This window comes from Streptomyces sp. NPDC037301 (genome assembly GCF_055602785.1).
In genome coordinates, this window is record NZ_JBVJWD010000087.1 from 1 (window position 1) to 17815 (window position 17815).

Here is a 17815-nt window from a genome sequence, read left to right on the forward strand (position 1 = left end):
CCTGCGGATCGCCGGGGGTGGCCGGGCCGCGGAGGTGAGCCGCGGAGGTGGTGGCGGGGGCGTGCGTCGGTGCCGGCCCCATCGCCTGGACCGGGGCGGCGGCCACCACCAGTGCGCTGGTGCACAGGGCCGCGGAGACCAGGAGCCTGTTCTGCTTTCGCGTCAGTCGTGTCATGGCTTCCAGCGTGGCGAGCGGCCCGGTGATGACCCATCCACCCAGCCCCCGGATCCGGGGGTGGGGCCAGGTCCACCGGGGGGTGGGGCTGGGTCCACCGGGGGGTGGAGGCAGCCCCACCCCGCTGCTTGCTGTGCGCGTGACGCCCTCCGCGCCTCCGGCACCCCGGTACGCCCCCTTCCAGGGAAGGAAACCGACCGCTTAGTCTCTACTGTGCCAACGCAGGCATCGCCCCGGCCCGTATCGCGACCCACCGCCGGCGGGCCGGCCCGTCTTCCTAAGGACCTGTCCGGCGGATCGTCGCGGGCCCGCGACGGTCCGCCGGACAGGTCCTAGATCTCGTAGACCGCACCCGGTGCCGCCACCTCCGCCGGCCCGCCGTAGAGCAGGCGGGCATCGGCCAGGTTGCGGTCGGCGTCGGTCCACGGCGGGATGTGGGTGAGGACGAGCCGGCCCACCCCGGCGCGGGCGGCGATGTCGCCCGCCTCGCGGCCGTTGAGGTGGAGGTCCGGGATGTCCTCCTTGCCATGGACGAACGACGCTTCGCAGAGGAACAGGTCGGCGCCCTCGGCCAGTTCGTCCAGGGCCTCGCAGGCACCCGTGTCGCCGGAGTACGTGAGCGAGCGGCCGCCGTGCTCGATCCGGATGGCGTAGGTGTCGACGGGGTGGCAGACCTTCTCCGTACGGACCGAGAAGGGGCCGATCTCGAACGAGCCCGGCTTCAGCGTGTGGAAGTCGAAGACCTCGCTCATCGCCCGCTCGGACGGGGTGTCGGCGTGGGCGGTGGTCAGCCGCTGCTCGGTGCCGTCGGGACCATAGACCGGGATCGGGGTGGGACGGCCGCCGTCGTGCCGGTAGTAGCGGACGACGAAGTACGCGCACATGTCGATGCAGTGATCGGCATGGAGGTGGCTGAGGAAGATGGCGTCGAGGTCGTAGAGACCGACATGGCGCTGCAGCTCGCCGAGGGCGCCGTTGCCCATGTCGAGGAGCAGCCTGAAGCCGTCGGCCTCTACGAGGTAGCTCGAACATGCTGATCCCGCGGACGGGAACGAGCCGGAGCAGCCGACGACGGTGAGCTTCATGGAGCGTGAACCTCCGAGACGTGGGAACGGGGAGGGTTCGTGCGGTCTGTTGAGCGGTTTGTCGAGCGTAAGGCGCGAAACAGCCGGTCGCTCCTCCACGGCCGTCCGTTGTGGGGGAACTCACCTGCTCTGTCACCGGTTCGATGGAAGAGGCGGGGACGCCGGTACGGTCGGGACATGGGCATGTCCTGGTGGTGGATCGCGATTGCCGTTGTCGTCCTGCTCGCGCTCGTGGTGGCGGTCGCCGATGGGCGGGGGCGGGGCGGGCAACGGCCGCGGGGCCGCTCCGGCAGGTCAGCGGGTACGCGCTCCGGTGGGCGTCCGGGCGGGCGGACGCGTCCGCCGGCGGGGCCGGGGCGTGGGCCGGGGCCGGAGCGCAGGCCGCGGCCGGGTGAGATCTGGTGGGCCGAGGTGCCGTACGAGGACGGGCCCGGGGTGAAGGACCGGCCCTGCCTGGTGCTGTCGGTACGGGGTGACTCGGCGCTCGTCGCGAAGATCACCAGCAAGTATCACGAGGAACGGCCCGGAGTGATCGCGCTGCCTGCGGGGACGGTGGGGGATGCGCGGGGGCGGGAGAGCTTCCTGGAGACGGATGAGCTGCGGGAGGTCGCCGTGCGGGGGTTCCGGCGGCGGGTGGGGGTCGTGGATCCGGAGGTGTGGGAGCGGGTGCGGGGGCTTGGGTGAGATGGGGGGCCTCGCTGCGGGTGCGCGTGGCCTCGGGGCGCCTGCGGCGGGCCTGTCCCCGACCCGCCCCCTTCCCGAAACCGGGGCTCCGCCCCGGGCCCCGCTCCTCAAACGCCCGCGAGGCTGAAAGATGTCCTCGATCGCCGGACGGGCTGAATGTTCAGCTCGTCCGGCGGTTCAGGACGGGCTAGGCCCAGAGCTGGCCGTGCAGCGTTTCGATGGCCGCTTCTGTTGTCGGGGCCGTGTAGACGCCCGTCGACAGGTACTTCCAGCCGCCGTCCGCGACGACGAAGACGATGTCGGCCGACTCCCCCGCCTTGACGGCCTTGTTTCCCACTCCGATCGCGGCGTGGAGCGCGGCGCCGGTGGAGATGCCCGCGAAGATGCCCTCCTGCTGGAGGAGTTCGCGGGTACGGGTGACGGCGTCCGCGGAGCCGACGGAGAAGCGGGTGGTGAGGACGGAGGCGTCGTAGAGCTCGGGGACGAAGCCCTCGTCGAGGTTGCGGAGCCCGTAGACCAGGTCGTCGTAGCGCGGCTCGGCGGCGACGATCTGGATGTCGGGCTTGTGCTCGCGCAGGTAGCGGCCGACGCCCATGAGCGTGCCGGTGGTGCCGAGGCCCGCCACGAAGTGAGTGATGGACGGAAGGTCGGTGAGGACCTCCGGGCCGGTGGTGGCGTAGTGGGCGCCCGCGTTGTCCGGGTTGCCGTACTGGTAGAGCATGACCCAGTCGGGGTGCTCGGCGGCCAGCTCCTTGGCGACGCGTACGGCCGTGTTGGAGCCGCCCGCCGCCGGGGAGGAGATGATCTCGGCGCCCCACATGGCGAGCAGGTCGCGCCGTTCCTGGGAGGTGTTCTCCGGCATGACGCACACGATGCGGTAGCCCTTGAGCTTGGCCGCCATGGCGAGCGAGATGCCGGTGTTTCCGCTGGTGGGTTCCAGGATGGTGCAGCCGGGGGTCAGCCGGCCGTCCTTCTCGGCCTGTTCGACCATGTGGAGCGCGGGGCGGTCCTTGATCGAGCCGGTGGGGTTGCGGTCCTCCAGCTTGGCCCAGATACGGACGTCGTTTGACGGTGACAGCCGCGGCAGGCGGACGAGCGGGGTGTTGCCCACCGCGGCGAGCGGGCTGTCGTACCGCATCAGTTCATGCCGCCGGCGACGGCCGGGAGGATGGTGACGCTGTCGCCGTCGCTGAGCTTGGTGGAGATGCCGTCGAGGAAGCGGACGTCCTCGTCGTTGAGGTAGACGTTCACGAAGCGACGGAGTTCGTTGCCGTCGACGATGCGCTCACGGATGCCGTTGTGGCGGCTGTCCAGGTCCGTGAAGAGGTCGGCGAGGGTCTCCCCGTTACCCTCGACTGCCTTGGCGCCGTCGGTGTAGGTGCGGAGGATGGTCGGGATGCGGACCTCGATGGCCATGGCGTGGGCTCCTGTCGAAAGCGGAGAGGTGGCGTGGGCGCGCGGCTATGCCCCCGCGCAGGGGTTGGTGCGTGACGAATGGGTGCTCGGGCCGCGAGCCCGGCTCAGGCCTCGCGGCCGGCGGGCAGGCGGCTCGTACAGATCGCGCTGGAGAGCCTGCACAGGTCGACGTGCAGCCGCGCAACGAGCAGCATGCCCGGCGTCTTGTCGCTCACGTCATGGGGAACCATGCGGTCATCGTATCGATTCCCGGTCCGTGATCCGGAATGTGATCTCACCTGATGGATGGTCGGCGTTCGGCAGGTGGACGGGACCGTGGGTGGGCCCGGTCCCGTCCGGCCGGTGCAGTGCCGGGGTCGAGCGGTGCGAGGAGGTCAGGCGGCTTCGTACGCCTCGACGACCTCGACGTCCTCCTCGGTGATCTCGCCGTCCACGATCCGGTAGGAGCGGAACTGGAACGGGCCCGCGTCGTCGGTGTCCGCGGTGGAGACGAGCACGTAGTGGGCGCCGGGTTCGTTGGCGTACGTGACGTCGGTGCGGGACGGGTAGGCCTCGGTCGCGGTGTGGGAGTGGTAGACGATCACCGGCTCCTCGTCGCGGTCGTCCATCTCTCGGTAGAGCTTGAGGAGGTCGCCCGAGTCGAACTCGTAGAAGGTGGGCGAGCGGGCGGCGTTGAGCATGGGGATGAACCGTTCGGCGCGGCCGGTTCCGGCCGGTCCCGCGACCACGCCGCACGCCTCGTCGGGGTGGTCGGCGCGGGAGTGCGCGACGATCTGGTCGTAGAGCGCCTGGGTGATGGTCAGCATGGCGCCAGGATAGGCATGCGGCCCCCGCGTACCGAGGGGTGGTACGCGGGGGCCCGCATGGTGGACGCGGCCGGTGGGGCGGCAGTCGTCCGGGGATGGTTCGGGGTTCGTGCGGAGTCGGCCTCAGCTCTTCGCGAAGGCCTTGTTCTCGGGGTTGCGGGCCTTGAGCACCAGGTACGAGACGCCGAGGACGACCGCCCAGAGCGGTGCGCAGTACAGCGAGATCCTGGCGTCCTTGTCGATGCCCATCATCACGATGACCATGGCGATGAAGGCCAGCGCGAAGACGCTGGTGAACGGGGCGCCGGGGGCCCGGAACGTGGACTGCGGGAGCACGCCGCGGTCCGCGAGGCCGCGGTAGCGGATCTGGCAGATGAGGATCATGATCCAGGCCCACATGCCGGAGATGGTGGCGAAGGAGACGACGTAGGTGAAGGCTTCGCCGGGCCACTGGTAGTTGATCCAGACGCCGACGAGCATCAGTGCGGCGGAGAAGGTGGTGCCGATGAGCGGGGTGCCGCTCTTCGTCAGCTTGGTGAAGAACTTCGGGCCCTGGCCGTTGAGGGCGAGGTCGCGGAGCATGCGGCCGGTGGAGTACATGCCGGAGTTGCAGGAGGAGAGGGCCGCGGTCAGCACGACGAAGTTGACGATGCCTGCGCCGATGCCGAGGCCCATCTTCTGGAAGGCGGCGACGAACGGCGAGATGCCGGGCTGGAACTCGGTCCACGGGACCACGGAAAGGATCATGATGAGGGCGCCGACGTAGAAGACGGCGATGCGCCACGGCACGGTGTTGATGGCCTTGGGCAGGACGGTCTTCGGGTCCTTGGACTCGCCCGCGGTGACGCCGACGAGTTCCACGGCGAGGAAGGCGAACATCACGATCTGCAAGGTCAACAAGGTGCCCTTGATGCCGTGCGGGAAGAAGCCGCCGTCGGCCCAGAGGTGGGTGACGGACGCGGTGTCCCCGGCATCGGAGAAGCCGAGGGTGAGAATTCCGGCGCAGATGAGGATCATGCCGACGATGGCGGTCACCTTGACCATCGAGAACCAGAATTCGAGTTCCCCGAAGAGCTTTACGGAGATCAGGTTCACGCCGTACAGGATGATCGTGAAGATCAGCGCCGACACCCATTGAGGAATGTCGAACCAGAACGTCATGTACTGGGCGGCCGCGGTGACTTCGGTGATTCCGGTGACGACCCAGAACAGCCAGTAGGTCCAGCCGGTGACAAAGCCGGCGAAGGGACCGATGAATTCGCGGGCGTACTCCGAGAAGGAGCCCGACACGGGGCGGTACATGAGGAGTTCACCCAGGGCCCGCATGATGAAGAAGATCACCAGGCCCGCGATGGCATAGGCCAGGATGAGGCTGGGCCCGGCCTTGGCGATCGCCTTTCCCGCGCCGAGGAAGAGGCCGGTGCCGATGGCCCCGCCGATGGCGATCATCTGGATCTGACGGGCGCCGAGGGCTCGCTGGTACCCCTCGCCGGCCGTGCCGGCATCCGCGACCGCTGCGGCCTTGCGGCCGTCTTGTCCCTTGTCGACCTGCGCCGATGTCATGTGCTGCGCCTTTCTCCACGCTGATCCGCGCCGTTGAGGCTGCGGATCAGGTCCTGATCCCCCCGGATATGGATGGAGTGCCGCCGGCGGTCGCCGGCCTGTAGCGCCCTCGGGAACAAGGGTGGCGTCCCCGAGTGGTCGTGAAGATTTACCACGGTCACATGGGCGGATCATCGGACATTATGTGGGGCACACCACAGGAAAAAGCGGACAAGGGTTTCCAGTCGCCGCAAAAGCGACCGTTCAGGTGACGGGATCGTTATTCGGATTTGAGCATTCGTTGAGCGAACGCGATGCGCGAGCGGCCGGGAAGTCCGTAAACCAGTGGTCGGTCCAAGTCCGCAAGCGGAGGATCGGGAACTCCGCACGCGGGTGATCGGGAACTCCGCACACTGGAACTACGGCATCAGGGTTTCCACGAGGGTTTCCTGGAGCGCGCCGAGCCAGAGATAGGCCATGACCATCGGCTTGCGCGGGTCGCTGTCGGGGAGCCGGTAGAGCGAGCCGGCCTCGTCGTCGTCGGAGACCTCGAGACGGGTGCCGATGGTCAGCCGGAGGTCATTGAGCGCGCCGAGCCAGTTGCGGCATTCGTCGCCGGTGAGTTCCAGTACGGCGTCGCCGTCCTCGGTGACGGAGAGGGCATCCAGGGTGCGTACGACAGTGAGGGCGTCGTCGCGCTTACGGCTGCGCAGATCGTTCTCGGTGAAGCGGCGGAACTCAGCGGAAGCGGCGCGCAGTTCGCTGTCCTCGTCGCCGTACGCCTCGGGGAAGAGGCGGGCCAGGGCGGGGTCGGTGGGCGGTTCGCTGGGCCCCTCGGCGAAGAGGGCGGCGAGCGGGTCCTCGCCCTCGGCGGGTTCGTCGCCGGGGCCGATCAGTTCCAGCAGCTGGACAGCGATGGAGCGCAGGATCGCGATCTCCACCTCGTCGAGCGCGACGGCCGCGCCGCCGCCGGGGGTGGCCTCGAAGTGGCCGGCCATGGGTTTTCTCCGATGGTGGGTCGGGCGGGGCAGAGGAGGATCGGTCTAGTTGCGGTCCTTCGTGAGGGTGGCCCACAGCCCGTAGCCGTGCATGGCCTGGACGTCGCGTTCCATCTCCTCGCGGCTGCCGCTGGAGACGACGGCGCGGCCCTTGTGGTGGACGTCCAGCATCAGCTTGTGGGCCTTGTCCTTGGAGTAGCCGAAGTAGGCCTGGAAGACATAGGCCACATAGCTCATGAGGTTGACCGGGTCGTTGTGGACCAGCGTCACCCAGGGGACGTCGGGCTCGGGGACGACAAGACTTTCCTCGGCCGATTCGGGACGCTCGATCTCAGTGGGGGCGACGCTCACCCACCCCATGCTGCCACCCGGGAGGGGTCATCGCACAAACGACCCGAGATCTCGTCACTCTGACGAAATAGAGGTAGCATCCGGACCATGAACTCTGCGGACCTTGGGCGACGGGTTGGTGTGCCGTCGACCGCGCTCTTCACCGACCAGTACGAGCTCACGATGGTGCAGGCCGCGCTGAAGGCCGGCACGGCCGACCGGCGCTCGGTCTTCGAGGCGTTCACCCGCCGCCTGCCGGAGGGGCGGCGCTACGGCGTCGTCGCGGGCATCGGACGGGTGCTGGACGCGGTGGAGAACTTCCGTTTCGACGACGAGATGCTCACCTTCCTGCGCGAACAGAACGTCGTCGACGGGCCCACGCTCGCCTGGCTGGCCGACTACCGCTTCAGCGGTGACATCTGGGGCTACCCCGAGGGCGAGGTGTACTTCCCCGGCTCGCCGGTCCTGCGGGTCGAGGGGTCCTTCGCCGAGTGCGTGCTGCTGGAAACGGTGATCCTGTCGATCCTCAACCACGACTCGGCGATCGCCGCGGCGGCGTCGCGGATGTCCGCCGCGGCGGGCGGGCGCGGGCTGATCGAGATGGGTGCACGACGCACCCATGAACTGTCGGCGGTGGCGTCGGCGCGTGCCGCGTACATCGGCGGCTTCGACACCACATCCGACCTGGCCGCGGGCTTCCGCTACAACATCCCGACCGTCGGGACGAGCGCCCACGCCTTCACGCTGCTGCACGACACCGAGCGCGACGCGTTCCGGGCCCAGGTCGACTCGCTGGGCCGGGGCACGACACTGCTGGTCGACACGTACGACGTCGCCGAGGCGGTCCGTACGGCGGTCGAGGTCGCAGGTACCGAGCTGGGTGCGGTACGGATCGACTCCGGGGACCTGCTGCTGGTCGCGCACCGGGTGCGGCAGCAGCTGGACGAGCTGGGCGCCACCGGGACGAAGATCGTGGTGACGTCGGATCTGGACGAGTACGCGATCGCGTCGCTGGCCGCGGCGCCGGTCGACGCCTACGGGGTGGGCACGCAGCTGGTGACGGGCAGCGGGCAGCCCACCTGCGCGATGGTCTACAAGCTGGTCGCCCGCGCCGTATCCGCCGACCCCGCGGAGCCGCTGCGTCCGGTCGCCAAGAAGTCGCTCGGCGCGAAGACGTCCGTGGGCGGTCGCAAGTGGGCCGCGCGCCGACTGGACGAGAACGGGGTGGCCGAGGCGGAGGTGATAGGCGCCGGTCCCGTACCGGCCGGGCTGGCCGACCGGCAGCTGCTGGCCGAGCTGGTCAGGGGTGGTGAGGTGATCGCCCGTGAGCCGTTGGACGCGGCGCGCGAGCGGCACATAGCGGCGCGGTCGGGGCTGCCGATGTCGGCGATGCAGTTGTCCCGCGGGGAGCCGGTGATTCCCACGGAGTACATGTGACGGGGGCGGCGAGGCGGAGACCGGGGCGCCCGGCTACCGCTCTGCCCTCAATCTCCCCCATAGCCTGAAGCGCGTGGAAGGGGCCCCCTCGGCGGGCTTGATGACGTCCCCTCCCTAAGCCGCTCCGGAGTCTCTAGGCTCGAATACGCCCCCCATGACCGCCGATCGTCCCCCACCGAAGGACACCCGCCATGCACCGCGCCTTGATCGTCGTGGACGTTCAGAACGACTTCTGCGAGGGCGGCAGCCTCGCCGTGGCGGGGGGCTCCGATGTCGCCGCCGCCATCACCGACCTGATCGGCGAGGCCCAGCCCGGGTACCGCCATGTGGTGGCCACCCGTGACCACCATGTCGACCCGGGCAACCACTTCTCCGCGCAGCCGGACTACGAGCACACCTGGCCGGCGCACTGTGTCGCCGGTACGGAGGGGGTGGGCTTCCACCCCAATTTCGCCCCTGCGGTCGCCTCGGGGGCGATCGACGCGGTGTTCGACAAGGGTGCCTATGCCGCGGCGTACAGCGGCTTCGAGGGCCTCGACGAGAACGGTGTGGGGCTGACCGACTGGCTGCGGGACCGCGGGGTCACCGAGGTCGACGTGGTCGGCATCGCGACCGACCACTGTGTGCGGGCGACGGCGCTGGACGCGGTCCGGGCAGGCCTCACGACGCATGTGCTGCTCGATCTGACCGCAGGGGTCGCCGAGGAGACCACGGAGCGGGCGCTGGAGGAACTCCGCAGGGCGGGCGTGAAGCTTTCCGGCAAGCCCGTCGTGGCGTAGTCGGGCGAGAGCCGCCGCTGCTCCTCGCTGCTCCTCGCCGCTCTCACCCGCTCACGCCCGTCACTGACACCGGCGTCGACCCCACGCCTCAGGCCGGGCGGCGGTCCTGTACGGCCGGCACGGCCGGGCGGAGCAGCGCTCGGATCGGGTGCCAGAGTTCCTGGGCCTGCTCCGGTCTCGCTCGCCAGAGCACCCCGTCCGGGTGGTGCAGCACGGCGGTGATCTCGTCCGGGGTGGGCGGCTCGGCGTTGCCGCGGAGGTAGACGGCGCGCAGGCCCAGATTGCGCAGCCGGGTCAGCGCGCGGGCCCGGTTGGCGGCGTGCACCAGGACCCGGACCGGGGTGCCCGGACCCGTTCCGTCCGCGGGACCGGTCAGGGTGATCGCCACCACCACACTGCCGTTCGGCAACTTGCTGAACCCTCCGCCTGCCATGCTCCGCACTCCCCCGTGAGACGTCATGTCAATAAGGATCTGAACAAGACGCACCTAAACACGATCGGCCGCCGCCCGCTAGAGGGCGACGGCCGATCAAGCTCTGACCTGCGGTGATGCGGGACTACTTGTGCGAGGCCCCGACCTTCACGGTCATCGTCGAGCCGTCGCGCGGCTCGCTGACGATCGTGATCCGGGTGTTCGTGTCAGTGACCTGAACACTTCCGGTCTTGTTCTCGCTGTACCAGTAGGTTCCCTTGTGGTCGTCGAAGACCGGGATGCCGAGCTGCGGCTTGATCTTCACCGCCGCGTCGGCGTTGTGCAGCGTGAAGCCGTCGGTCGCCTGCCGGCTGAAGGGTGCGTCGAAGGGCTGGATCTTGTTGCGCATGACCGTGCCGTCCGCCCACTTCAGCGGCTTGGCGTGCGCGTCGATCGGCAGGATCAGGCCCTTGCCCGGGTGGACGGAGACGTTGTTGTCCTTCTGGGAGGTGTCCCACTGCCAGATGAGCAGACCGTTCTGGTACGGGTAGTGCTCGACCCAGTCCGGACGGGTCTTGGAGAAGCCGAAGTTGTACGGGCCGACCTTGAGGGTCTGGTCGTAGCTGACGTACTGGCGGTTCTCCGCGATGTAGTACTGCGCGTAGTCCTTGGTGAACGACTCGCCGACGCGGGAGAAGCCCTTGGCGGTCCAGCCGTTGTCGTCGCCCTCGGCGTTGTCCGTGAAGAGCGCGGCACCGTCGGCGTTGACCGAGATGGTGTCGGCGGCGAAGCCGACGCCGCCCGCGCCGCCGTCGGTGGCGTAACGGAAGCGGATGTCGATCTTCTTGCCCGCGTAGGCGTCCAGCGGGTAGGAGAGGGTCTGGTACTTGCCGGAGACGCCGGTCAGGGCCGGCTTGTCACTGGCGTCGCGCGGGATCGCCTTGCCGTCAGCCGTGCCGTCGATCGCGGTCCAGCTGGTGCCGCCGTTATCCGACACCTCGGTGTAGAGGTAGTCGTAGTCCTTCTCGATGTCCCAGAAGCCCGCGAGGTCCAGGGAGGCCTTGGACTTGCCGGTGAGGTCGACCGAACGGGAGAGGGTGTTGTTCAGGTTGTCGCCCCTGTCGCTCCACCACTGCTTGGAGCCCTCGGCGGGCTTCGTGACAGAGGTGGTGACGGGCTTGTCGGGCAGCTTGACGAGGAGCGCCTGCTTGTCCTTGGTGTTGTACTCGGACACGCCCAGCTTGTGGGTGGAGTTCGTCGCGGCCTTGGCCTCGGCGTAGTTCAGCCAGCCCAGCTTGAGCTTGTCCCAGGCGGTCATGTCGCCCGGCAGGTCACCGATCTGGTTCTTGCCGGTGCCCAGCCAGGAACCGGCCGACATCAGGGACCAGAAACCGACCGAGTTCTCGGCGGTGTTGGTGGTGTCGTAGAGGTCCGGCAGACCGAGGTCGTGGCCGTACTCGTGGGCGAAGACACCCAGGCCGCCGTTCTCGGGCTGCGCGGTGTAGTCGCCGACCCAGATGCCGGTGTCACCGATCTCGGTGCCGCCGGCCTTGTTACCGGCCGGGCCGGTCGCACCGGCGTCGGTGCCGTACGCGTACCAGCGGTGCGCCCAGACGGCGTTCTTGCCCTCGACGCCGCCGCCCGCGGACTCGTCCTCACCGGCGTGGACGATCTGGAAGTGGTCGATGTAGCCGTCGGGCTCGTTGAAGTTGCCGTCGTTGTCGTAGTCGTAACGGTCCCACTGGTCGTACTTCGCGAGATCCGTCTTGATCTGCTCGGGGGTACGGCCCTTGGCCTTCTGGTCGGCGGCCCAGGCGTTCACGCCGTCCTTGACCATGTCCCAGACGTTGGCGCAGTTGGTATCGCCGCAGAAGTTGGACCCGTAACGGGCCTCGTTGTACGGCACCTTGACCCAGTCGGAGACCTCGCCGTCGACCGAGTAGCGCCCGGAGGACGTCTTCTCGTAGTACGTCTTCAGCGAGTCCTTGCCGGCGCCCGTACCGAAGTAGAGGTCCTGGAAGTGCGCCTGGTTGTAGTCGGCCTGCCAGGCGGTGCTGTTGTCCTTCTTGGGGTCCGGCTTGGCTATCTTGTTGTGCGCCGGTCCGGGCGTGCCACCGTACTTCGGAACGGCCGGCTCGGGGCCGTCGCCGTCCGGGTCGAACATGGTCGTGTTGTCGACCTTGTCGCCGAACTCCACCAGAACCGTGAAGATCTTGTCGGTCTTCTCGCGGCCGAGCTCGACGTACTTCTTGTCGTCGAGCTTGACGACCTTGGAGCCGCCCCGCGTCGACACCTTCTTGTCGCCCGCCATGACCTGCTCCAGGGCGGCCTGACGCTGGGCGTCCTGCTGCTTGCTGAAGGGGCCCTGCAGGTTGTGCGCGTTGCCCTTGGCCGACCCCGGGTCGCGGCGGTCGACTACCGGCGCCTTCGCCCCCGATGTGTGTTCATCCGCCTGGGCAGTGGCGAAAGCCGACGCCGTGGCGGCAGTGGCGGCCATGGCCACGACAACCGCTGCGGCGCGAAGCGCCCGTCTGTTAGTGCTCACTTGATGCAGTCCTCCCCGGCGTCCACGGCTGCGGCCTGGGGTGGTGTAAAGGGGCCGCGCGCGGATACGCGTCACAAGTGACGACATTCGACCGGAGTTACGCGAGAAAAGACAGACCTTGACTTGAACAGACCAAGTGCACTATGCAGGAGCACATTTCCGTTATCCGAACGTTCACCATGCAGGCAACCAGCGCGTCAAGGCCCGCGCTTGGGGAACGGAATGACTCCGTGCGCCCCCCGTGCACCGGTACCGCGGGTTAGGTGATGCTTACTACCGGTTCCTCACGGGCATCCACCGTCGTAGAGTCGCTTGACAGTGCGACCGTGTTGAGAGACTGCCCATCCGATGCCCCGAGGACGGATACCGACATGCCGCGTATCACTGCCGCACAGCTTTCCTACGGTTCGGTCACCGTCGTCTTCTCGACCCTCGCCATGCTGCTGCTCTCCCGTACGGGTTCGGGCCTCGGCATCGCTGTCATCGGGACCGCGGCGCTTGCGCTCGGCCTGCTGGTGGCCGTGACCGTACCCCACCCGTCCCAGGCGAAAACAGCGAAGCCGGCGAAGGCCGGGGCCGCAGTTCGTACGAACCAGGATGCGGTCTCCGCCGCCGTCGAGGCCGAAGGCCTCGCCCGCGACGGAGTCCAGGCCTCGATCCCGGCGGCCCGCACGGCCGAGCAGCGCGCCACGGCGCGTGTGGACGAGCTGCTGGGCGAGCATTCCCTGCGGCGCTGACGCATACGGCCTCGGTCTCCGTACAGAATCGGTTTTCGAGTCTGTACGGAGACCGAGGCCGTATGGCGCAGGAGGGGCCCAGGGAGCGTCCGGTGCCCCCTAGTCGGTCTGGACGACCACCGTCTTCGCCGCCTTGTCGTGGAGGCCCTGCCGATACGGCTTGTCCGTGAACATGAGCACGATGTTGATCAGCCACCACAGGCACGGGCAGCACAGCAGCGCCGGCAGCCACAGCACCACGGCCCGCAGGAACGACGCACCGGTGTCCGGCACCCGGCCGTCGTTGAGCATCGCGACCCGCAGCTTCAACAGCCGCTTGCCGACGGTCCGGCCGTCCTTGTGTGTGAAGTACGTGTCGTATCCGACGTAGATCACCAGACCGATCAGCGACCAGAGCAGTTGGTGCGCGCTGTACGTCTGGCTGAAGACATCGCTGACGTTGCTGTTGCTGCTGGTGTTGTCTTTCATCCCGACCGCTCCGCCCCAGGGCAACGAGATCAGATACAGCGGGATCGAGATGATCAGGAAGTCGATCAGCCGGGCCAGAATCCGCTTGCCGGGCTCGCCGAGCGGCGGCATACCGGCCAGCGGATCCACGCCCCCGTACGGGCCGCCGCCGTAGGGACCGGAATCATACGGCGGCGGCGGTGGTGGAGGCGGAGGCGGCGGAGCGCTGTCGTAGGGCGAGCCCGACGACGGCCCCTGCGGCTCCCGCGGCCCTTGCGGTTCCTGCGGTTCCTGCGGCTTCTTGAGGAACGGGTCGTCCTCGGGCGGCTGACCGGACGTCGGCTGATCGTTGCTCATGGGGGCAGTGCACCCCGGCCCACGGGCACCCGCAACGGCTCAGGTGCGTTCGGGGGAACGGTACGTCCCCCGAAGCCCCCTCCCCCGATGAGCCGTCAGCCGGAGGAGTGGGCTCGTCGGACCCTCGCGCGGAATCAGCCCGCCACGAAGGTGTGCGCCACCTTGTCGTGCCAGCACTGGCGCCACGGCCGGTCGAACAGACACCAGAGCACATTGACCACTCCGACCACCAGGACGCCCAGCACGCCGTAGACCAGCCAGCGGCGCAGTGCGGCGCCGAAGGACGGGGCCTCGTGGGACTCGATGCCCCGCACTTCGAGTCCGCAGAGCTTCTTGCCGAGCGTACGGCCCCACTTGGCGGTCGGCAGCGCCTCCAGCAGGACGCCGAGCACGAGGAACGCGCCGAGCACCCCACCGAACAGACCAGCCGTGGTGGAGTCCACCAGCCAGACGGTGACCGTCTCACCGGACAGCTTCGCCGCGCTGATCTTCTCGTCGATGTGGTCCATCGCCCGCGAGACGAGCGGGAAGCCGATCGCGCCGACGAGCGCCGCCAGCACCACCGTGTCGACGAGCCGGGCGGCGAACCTCCTGCCGAGCCCGGCGGGCCTGGCCGATGCCTGGGCCTGCGCGAGCTGCTGGAAGGGGTCGTCGACCGGGGGCTTCCAGGGCACGACGGGCTGGTCCGGCTGTCCACCGTGCGCACCGAGCCGCGGGTGAGGCTGCTGCCCCTGGAGCGGGAGGTGCGATTGGTGTTGCTGGGGTTGCGGGCGGGCCGCCTGGTCGGGCTGGGCGAGTTGGTGGACCTGCTGCGCCCAGGAGGCGGCACCGCCGCCGGGGCCCGGGGTGAGAGGACTGTTGAGCTCGGCGGGGGCCGGGGCGGGGGTCTGTGCCGGGGCAGGGGACTGGTTCCGAGCCGGGGCGGGGGTCTGTGCCGGGGCAGGGGACTGGTTCCGAGCCGGGGCGGGGGTCTGTGCCGGAGCCTGTGCGGGGGGCTGCGCACCGGTCCCCGGAGCGATCGCGCGGATCGCCATCGTCCCGTCCGCGGGCTCCTGTTCCGTCGTCCGGGGAGCAGGCGGGCGACCGCCCCGGCCCGCGGCACGGATCGCGACCGTGCTCTCGGGGGCCTGGCTCCTGCCGTCACGCATGCCCGGCAGCGCACCGCCTGTCGGATCCTGGGAGGCCGGCCGACGCGGGTCTACGGGAGCACGGTCGACGGGCTCCCGAACCGCGGGGGCCCGGTCGACGGGCTCCCGGACCGCCGGGGCCCGGTCCGCAGAGGTACGCGGATCCCGGCCGGACTCCGGTCCCGGGCCTGACCCCGCCCCGGACTCCGGCCCCGACGACGGCCGGCTCTGCTCGCCCGGTCCGCCGGGCTGCCCGGCGCCGCCCCAGCAGACCCGCCGGTCACGTTCGCCGCCGAAGCCGGTCTGCCGGGAGGCGTCGGCCTGCCAGGCGGTGGCCGGTTCGGGGCGGTTGTCCGCGTACGGCTCCTCGTCGAGGAAGACCGGACCGGTCTCGTCCACCGGCGCGGGCGCCAGGGCCGAAGGCTGCGGCTGCGGCGGCTGCGGTTCGGCCGCCGCTCCGGACGACGTTGCGGGCATCGACTCGCCCTGCTGAGGGGCGGGCCGGCTCGTGCCGGGCACCCACGAAGCGCCGTTCCAGTACCGGACATATCCGGGAATGGACGGGTCGGGGTAGTACCCCTCGCGGGGGCTTTCGTCACCGGGTGCCGGGGTTGGGGCGCTCATCACCGTGGTCCCGTATCTCTTCGAGGCCTCAATACAACGGGTCCACATCTATCAGACGACCGCGTACCCCTGGGGCAGTCCAGGGGTTTGGGCCACTTTCCGGTCACGCAGAAATTTTTTCCGGAAGTCGCGTAATAGATGGCGGGGAGGGCGCTCTCTCCCTGTGCGGACCGGTCGCGGGACCGGCCCACAGGTACCGAAAGGACGCACTCATGAACACCGTCGTGGAGCGCGAGCTGGAGCTCAAGCTGGTTCTGTCGCCCGAGCGCAGCATCCCCGTCCCTGCCAGGCTGACGTACCGCGCGGAGGACCCGTACGCCGTGCACGTCGCCTTTCACATCGGCTCCGACTTCCCCGTCCACTGGACGTTCGCCCGCGATCTGCTGGTCGAGGGCGTGTTCCGGCCGTGCGGCCAGGGGGACGTGCGGATCTGGCCCACCAAGGTCGACCGGCGCAATGTCATCTTCGTAGCCCTGACTTCACCCGACGGCGACGCCCTTCTGGAGGTGCCGTCCGCCGTGGTGGCCACCTGGGTGGAGCGGACTCTGCGGCTGGTTCCGCCGGGTACGGAGACCGAGCGGCTCGGCATCGACGAGGGTCTCGCCGAGCTGCTCGCGCCGCTGCCGGCCGACGATCTGTGGCTGAGCGACCCGTGGGCATCGGACGAGTGGCAGGACGGCGACGCGTGAGCGGGCGCGGTCCTGGCCGGCCGTCAGAACACCTTGCCCGGGTTGAGCAGCCCGAGCGGGTCGAACGCCTGCTTGATGCCCCGGTGCAGTTCGACGCTCACCTCGCCGAGCTCGCGCGCGAGCCATTCCTTCTTCAGGACACCGACGCCGTGTTCACCGGTGATCGTGCCGCCGAGTTCCAGGCCGAGCGCCATGATCTCGTCGAACGATTCCCGGGCCCGCCGGGACTCGTCGGCGTCGGTGTGGTCGAAGCAGACGACGGGGTGGGTGTTGCCGTCGCCCGCGTGCGCGCAGACGCCGATGGTGAGGTCGTACTTCTCGGCGACGGCGGCGGTGCCTTCGAGCATCGCGCCGAGCTTCGAGCGCGGTACACAGACGTCGTCGATCATCGTGGCCGACTTGACCGTCTCCAGTGCGGTGAGCGACATCCGCCGGGCCTGGAGCAGCATTTCGGACTCGGCGGCGTCCTGAGCGGGGACCACCTCGGTGGCGCCCGCCGCGGTGCACAGCTCCGCGACGGCGGCCAGGTCGGCCGACGGGTCCGGGGTGTCGAAGGCGGCGAGCAGGAGCGCCTCGGTGGTGTCGGGGAGGCCCATGTTGGCCATCCGGTTGACGGCATGGACTGTTGTACGGTCCATCAGTTCGAGGAGTGACGGGGTGTGACCGCGCTCCATGATCTGGCAGATCGCATCGCAGGCAGTGGCCGCGCTCGGGAACTCGGCGGCCAGGACCAGCTGCTGCGGCGGCTGGGGCTTCAGCGCGAGCACGGCCTTGACGACGATGCCGAGGCTGCCCTCCGAGCCGACGAAGAGCCGGGTGAGGTCGTATCCGGCGACGCCCTTCGCGGTTCGGCGGCCGGTGGTGAGCAGCCGCCCGTCGGCGAGGACGACCTCCAGGCCGAGTACGTATTCGGCGGTCACCCCGTACTTCACGCAGCAAAGACCGCCGGACGCGGTGCCGATGTTGCCGCCGATGGTGCACGTCTCCCAGCTGGAGGGGTCCGGCGGGTAGTAGAGACCGTGCTCGTTGACCGCCCGGGACAGCACCGCGTTGATGACGCCCGGTTCGACGACGGCGATCCGGTCGACGGGGTTGATCTCCAGGATCCGGTCCATCTTCACCAGGGACAGCACGATGCAGTCGTCGGAGGCGTTGGCCGCGCCCGACAGGCCGGTACGGGCTCCCTGCGGGACGACCGGGACGCGCAGGGCCGTGGCTGTGCGCATGACGTGCTGGACCTGCTCGACCGTGCGCGGGAGTACGACGACGGCCGGCGTGCCCGCATCGCAGAAGCTCGCCATGTCGTGGGCGTAGGAGGCGATGACGTCCGGATCGGTGATCAGGACCTCGGCGGGCAGACCCGCACGCAGTTGTTCGAGAAGACCATTCATCGGATTCCTCCGTGGATACTCCGCCCTTCAGGGCGGAGAGGAAACGGACTCCTGCGGAGCAGGGCAAGGAGCGGAGTTTCGCCCCCAGGGCGAAAGACCGTGCTGTGACCCGCAGATTTGATCTTAACTCGCAGCACCACTAGTTTGTGAGCGTGACCACGAGCCGTGTGAAGCGGGCGTTCAAGTACCGCTTCTATCCGACTGATGCGCAGGCAGCCGAGCTGTCGCGCACGT

General features: G+C 69.2%; 19 protein-coding genes. 6 read left to right on the forward strand and 13 right to left on the reverse strand.

Annotated elements, in window-relative coordinates; all coding sequences use genetic code 11:
* Positions 1-507 precede the first annotated feature (507 nt).
* Positions 508-1260: an MBL fold metallo-hydrolase gene (locus tag ACZ7IB_RS46345; protein ID WP_470921205.1), complete on the reverse strand. Its 753-nt coding sequence runs from the start codon at positions 1258-1260 to the stop codon at positions 508-510.
* Positions 1261-1437: 177 nt separating this feature from the next.
* Between ACZ7IB_RS46345 and ACZ7IB_RS46350 the strand changes: the two genes are divergently transcribed.
* Positions 1438-1944: a type II toxin-antitoxin system PemK/MazF family toxin gene (locus tag ACZ7IB_RS46350; RefSeq protein ID WP_470921207.1), complete on the forward strand. Its 507-nt coding sequence runs from the start codon at positions 1438-1440 to the stop codon at positions 1942-1944.
* Between the two features lie 187 nt (positions 1945-2131).
* Here the strand turns inward: ACZ7IB_RS46350 and ACZ7IB_RS46355 are convergent, their stop codons facing one another.
* From ACZ7IB_RS46355 to clpS, 7 genes are all read right to left on the reverse strand, one after another.
* Positions 2132-3082, reverse strand: a complete 951-nt coding sequence (locus tag ACZ7IB_RS46355; RefSeq protein ID WP_470921208.1) for a PLP-dependent cysteine synthase family protein — start codon at positions 3080-3082, stop codon at positions 2132-2134.
* A complete protein-coding gene (locus ACZ7IB_RS46360; RefSeq protein WP_383977375.1) occupies positions 3082-3360 on the reverse strand; it encodes a MoaD/ThiS family protein in 279 nt (92 codons plus the stop codon). The genes ACZ7IB_RS46355 and ACZ7IB_RS46360 overlap by 1 nt, the downstream gene beginning before the upstream one ends.
* 104 nt (positions 3361-3464) lie before the next feature.
* Entirely contained in the window at positions 3465-3590 is a 126-nt protein-coding gene (locus tag ACZ7IB_RS46365) for a putative leader peptide (RefSeq protein WP_256103089.1), read from the reverse strand.
* Positions 3591-3734: 144 nt separating this feature from the next.
* Positions 3735-4166: a M67 family metallopeptidase gene (locus ACZ7IB_RS46370; protein ID WP_351201419.1), complete on the reverse strand. Its 432-nt coding sequence runs from the start codon at positions 4164-4166 to the stop codon at positions 3735-3737.
* Positions 4167-4289: 123 nt separating this feature from the next.
* Complete coding sequence (locus ACZ7IB_RS46375) at positions 4290-5729, reverse strand: amino acid permease (protein ID WP_470921210.1); 1440 nt, start codon at positions 5727-5729, stop codon at positions 4290-4292.
* A gap of 398 nt (positions 5730-6127) precedes the next feature.
* The gene (locus ACZ7IB_RS46380; RefSeq protein WP_470921211.1) at positions 6128-6706 is read right to left on the reverse strand and encodes a DUF2017 domain-containing protein; all 579 of its coding nucleotides are present in this window, start codon (positions 6704-6706) and stop codon (positions 6128-6130) included.
* A 45-nt stretch (positions 6707-6751) separates the two neighbouring features.
* Positions 6752-7066 carry an ATP-dependent Clp protease adapter ClpS gene (gene clpS, locus ACZ7IB_RS46385; protein WP_470921212.1) on the reverse strand — a complete coding sequence of 105 codons (315 nt, stop codon included), beginning with the start codon at positions 7064-7066 and terminating at the stop codon, positions 6752-6754.
* A 78-nt stretch (positions 7067-7144) separates the two neighbouring features.
* Here clpS and ACZ7IB_RS46390 point away from each other — a divergent pair, with 78 nt between their 5' ends.
* Positions 7145-8473: a nicotinate phosphoribosyltransferase gene (locus ACZ7IB_RS46390; RefSeq protein WP_470921214.1), complete on the forward strand. Its 1329-nt coding sequence runs from the start codon at positions 7145-7147 to the stop codon at positions 8471-8473.
* Between the two features lie 191 nt (positions 8474-8664).
* Entirely contained in the window at positions 8665-9252 is a 588-nt protein-coding gene (locus ACZ7IB_RS46395; protein WP_470921215.1) for an isochorismatase family protein, read from the forward strand.
* Positions 9253-9340: 88 nt separating this feature from the next.
* Here ACZ7IB_RS46395 and ACZ7IB_RS46400 read toward each other — a convergent pair whose 3' ends face one another.
* Positions 9341-9685: a hypothetical protein gene (locus ACZ7IB_RS46400; protein WP_470921216.1), complete on the reverse strand. Its 345-nt coding sequence runs from the start codon at positions 9683-9685 to the stop codon at positions 9341-9343.
* Positions 9686-9809: 124 nt separating this feature from the next.
* Complete coding sequence (locus ACZ7IB_RS46405) at positions 9810-12209, reverse strand: immune inhibitor A domain-containing protein (protein ID WP_470921217.1); 2400 nt, start codon at positions 12207-12209, stop codon at positions 9810-9812.
* A gap of 371 nt (positions 12210-12580) precedes the next feature.
* Here ACZ7IB_RS46405 and ACZ7IB_RS46410 point away from each other — a divergent pair, with 371 nt between their 5' ends.
* Entirely contained in the window at positions 12581-12946 is a 366-nt protein-coding gene (locus ACZ7IB_RS46410; RefSeq protein ID WP_470921218.1) for a hypothetical protein, read from the forward strand.
* 99 nt (positions 12947-13045) lie between these two features.
* On the opposite strand, the gene ACZ7IB_RS46415 is transcribed toward ACZ7IB_RS46410, so the two are convergent.
* Together ACZ7IB_RS46415 and ACZ7IB_RS46420 are read right to left on the reverse strand one after the other, a co-directional pair.
* Positions 13046-13750: an RDD family protein gene (locus tag ACZ7IB_RS46415; protein WP_470921219.1), complete on the reverse strand. Its 705-nt coding sequence runs from the start codon at positions 13748-13750 to the stop codon at positions 13046-13048.
* Positions 13751-13884: 134 nt separating this feature from the next.
* Positions 13885-15501 carry an RDD family protein gene (locus ACZ7IB_RS46420; RefSeq protein ID WP_470921220.1) on the reverse strand — a complete coding sequence of 539 codons (1617 nt, stop codon included), beginning with the start codon at positions 15499-15501 and terminating at the stop codon, positions 13885-13887.
* A 212-nt stretch (positions 15502-15713) separates the two neighbouring features.
* Between ACZ7IB_RS46420 and ACZ7IB_RS46425 the strand changes: the two genes are divergently transcribed.
* Positions 15714-16190, forward strand: coding sequence for an SsgA family sporulation/cell division regulator (locus ACZ7IB_RS46425; protein WP_470921222.1), 477 nt, complete (start codon positions 15714-15716; stop codon positions 16188-16190).
* Between the two features lie 23 nt (positions 16191-16213).
* Here the strand turns inward: ACZ7IB_RS46425 and ACZ7IB_RS46430 are convergent, their stop codons facing one another.
* Positions 16214-17581: an FAD-binding oxidoreductase gene (locus ACZ7IB_RS46430; protein WP_470921224.1), complete on the reverse strand. Its 1368-nt coding sequence runs from the start codon at positions 17579-17581 to the stop codon at positions 16214-16216.
* A 146-nt stretch (positions 17582-17727) separates the two neighbouring features.
* On the opposite strand from ACZ7IB_RS46430, the gene ACZ7IB_RS46435 reads away from it, so the two are divergent.
* On the forward strand, positions 17728-17815 hold an 88-nt coding region (locus ACZ7IB_RS46435), incomplete at its 3' end, for a helix-turn-helix domain-containing protein (protein WP_470916820.1).

Coding starts and splice junctions, on each gene's coding strand:
- ACZ7IB_RS46345 (WP_470921205.1), bottom strand. CDS start 1,260: ATGAAGCTCACCGTCGTCGGCTGCTCCGGCTCGTTCCCGTCCGCGGGA.
- ACZ7IB_RS46350 (WP_470921207.1), top strand. CDS start 1,438: ATGGGCATGTCCTGGTGGTGGATCGCGATTGCCGTTGTCGTCCTGCTC.
- ACZ7IB_RS46355 (WP_470921208.1), bottom strand. CDS start 3,082: ATGCGGTACGACAGCCCGCTCGCCGCGGTGGGCAACACCCCGCTCGTC.
- ACZ7IB_RS46360 (WP_383977375.1), bottom strand. CDS start 3,360: ATGGCCATCGAGGTCCGCATCCCGACCATCCTCCGCACCTACACCGAC.
- ACZ7IB_RS46365 (WP_256103089.1), bottom strand. CDS start 3,590: ATGGTTCCCCATGACGTGAGCGACAAGACGCCGGGCATGCTGCTCGTT.
- ACZ7IB_RS46370 (WP_351201419.1), bottom strand. CDS start 4,166: ATGCTGACCATCACCCAGGCGCTCTACGACCAGATCGTCGCGCACTCC.
- ACZ7IB_RS46375 (WP_470921210.1), bottom strand. CDS start 5,729: ATGACATCGGCGCAGGTCGACAAGGGACAAGACGGCCGCAAGGCCGCA.
- ACZ7IB_RS46380 (WP_470921211.1), bottom strand. CDS start 6,706: ATGGCCGGCCACTTCGAGGCCACCCCCGGCGGCGGCGCGGCCGTCGCG.
- clpS (WP_470921212.1), bottom strand. CDS start 7,066: ATGGGGTGGGTGAGCGTCGCCCCCACTGAGATCGAGCGTCCCGAATCG.
- ACZ7IB_RS46390 (WP_470921214.1), top strand. CDS start 7,145: ATGAACTCTGCGGACCTTGGGCGACGGGTTGGTGTGCCGTCGACCGCG.
- ACZ7IB_RS46395 (WP_470921215.1), top strand. CDS start 8,665: ATGCACCGCGCCTTGATCGTCGTGGACGTTCAGAACGACTTCTGCGAG.
- ACZ7IB_RS46400 (WP_470921216.1), bottom strand. CDS start 9,685: ATGGCAGGCGGAGGGTTCAGCAAGTTGCCGAACGGCAGTGTGGTGGTG.
- ACZ7IB_RS46410 (WP_470921218.1), top strand. CDS start 12,581: ATGCCGCGTATCACTGCCGCACAGCTTTCCTACGGTTCGGTCACCGTC.
- ACZ7IB_RS46415 (WP_470921219.1), bottom strand. CDS start 13,750: ATGAGCAACGATCAGCCGACGTCCGGTCAGCCGCCCGAGGACGACCCG.
- ACZ7IB_RS46420 (WP_470921220.1), bottom strand. CDS start 15,501: ATGAGCGCCCCAACCCCGGCACCCGGTGACGAAAGCCCCCGCGAGGGG.
- ACZ7IB_RS46425 (WP_470921222.1), top strand. CDS start 15,714: ATGAACACCGTCGTGGAGCGCGAGCTGGAGCTCAAGCTGGTTCTGTCG.
- ACZ7IB_RS46430 (WP_470921224.1), bottom strand. CDS start 17,581: ATGAATGGTCTTCTCGAACAACTGCGTGCGGGTCTGCCCGCCGAGGTC.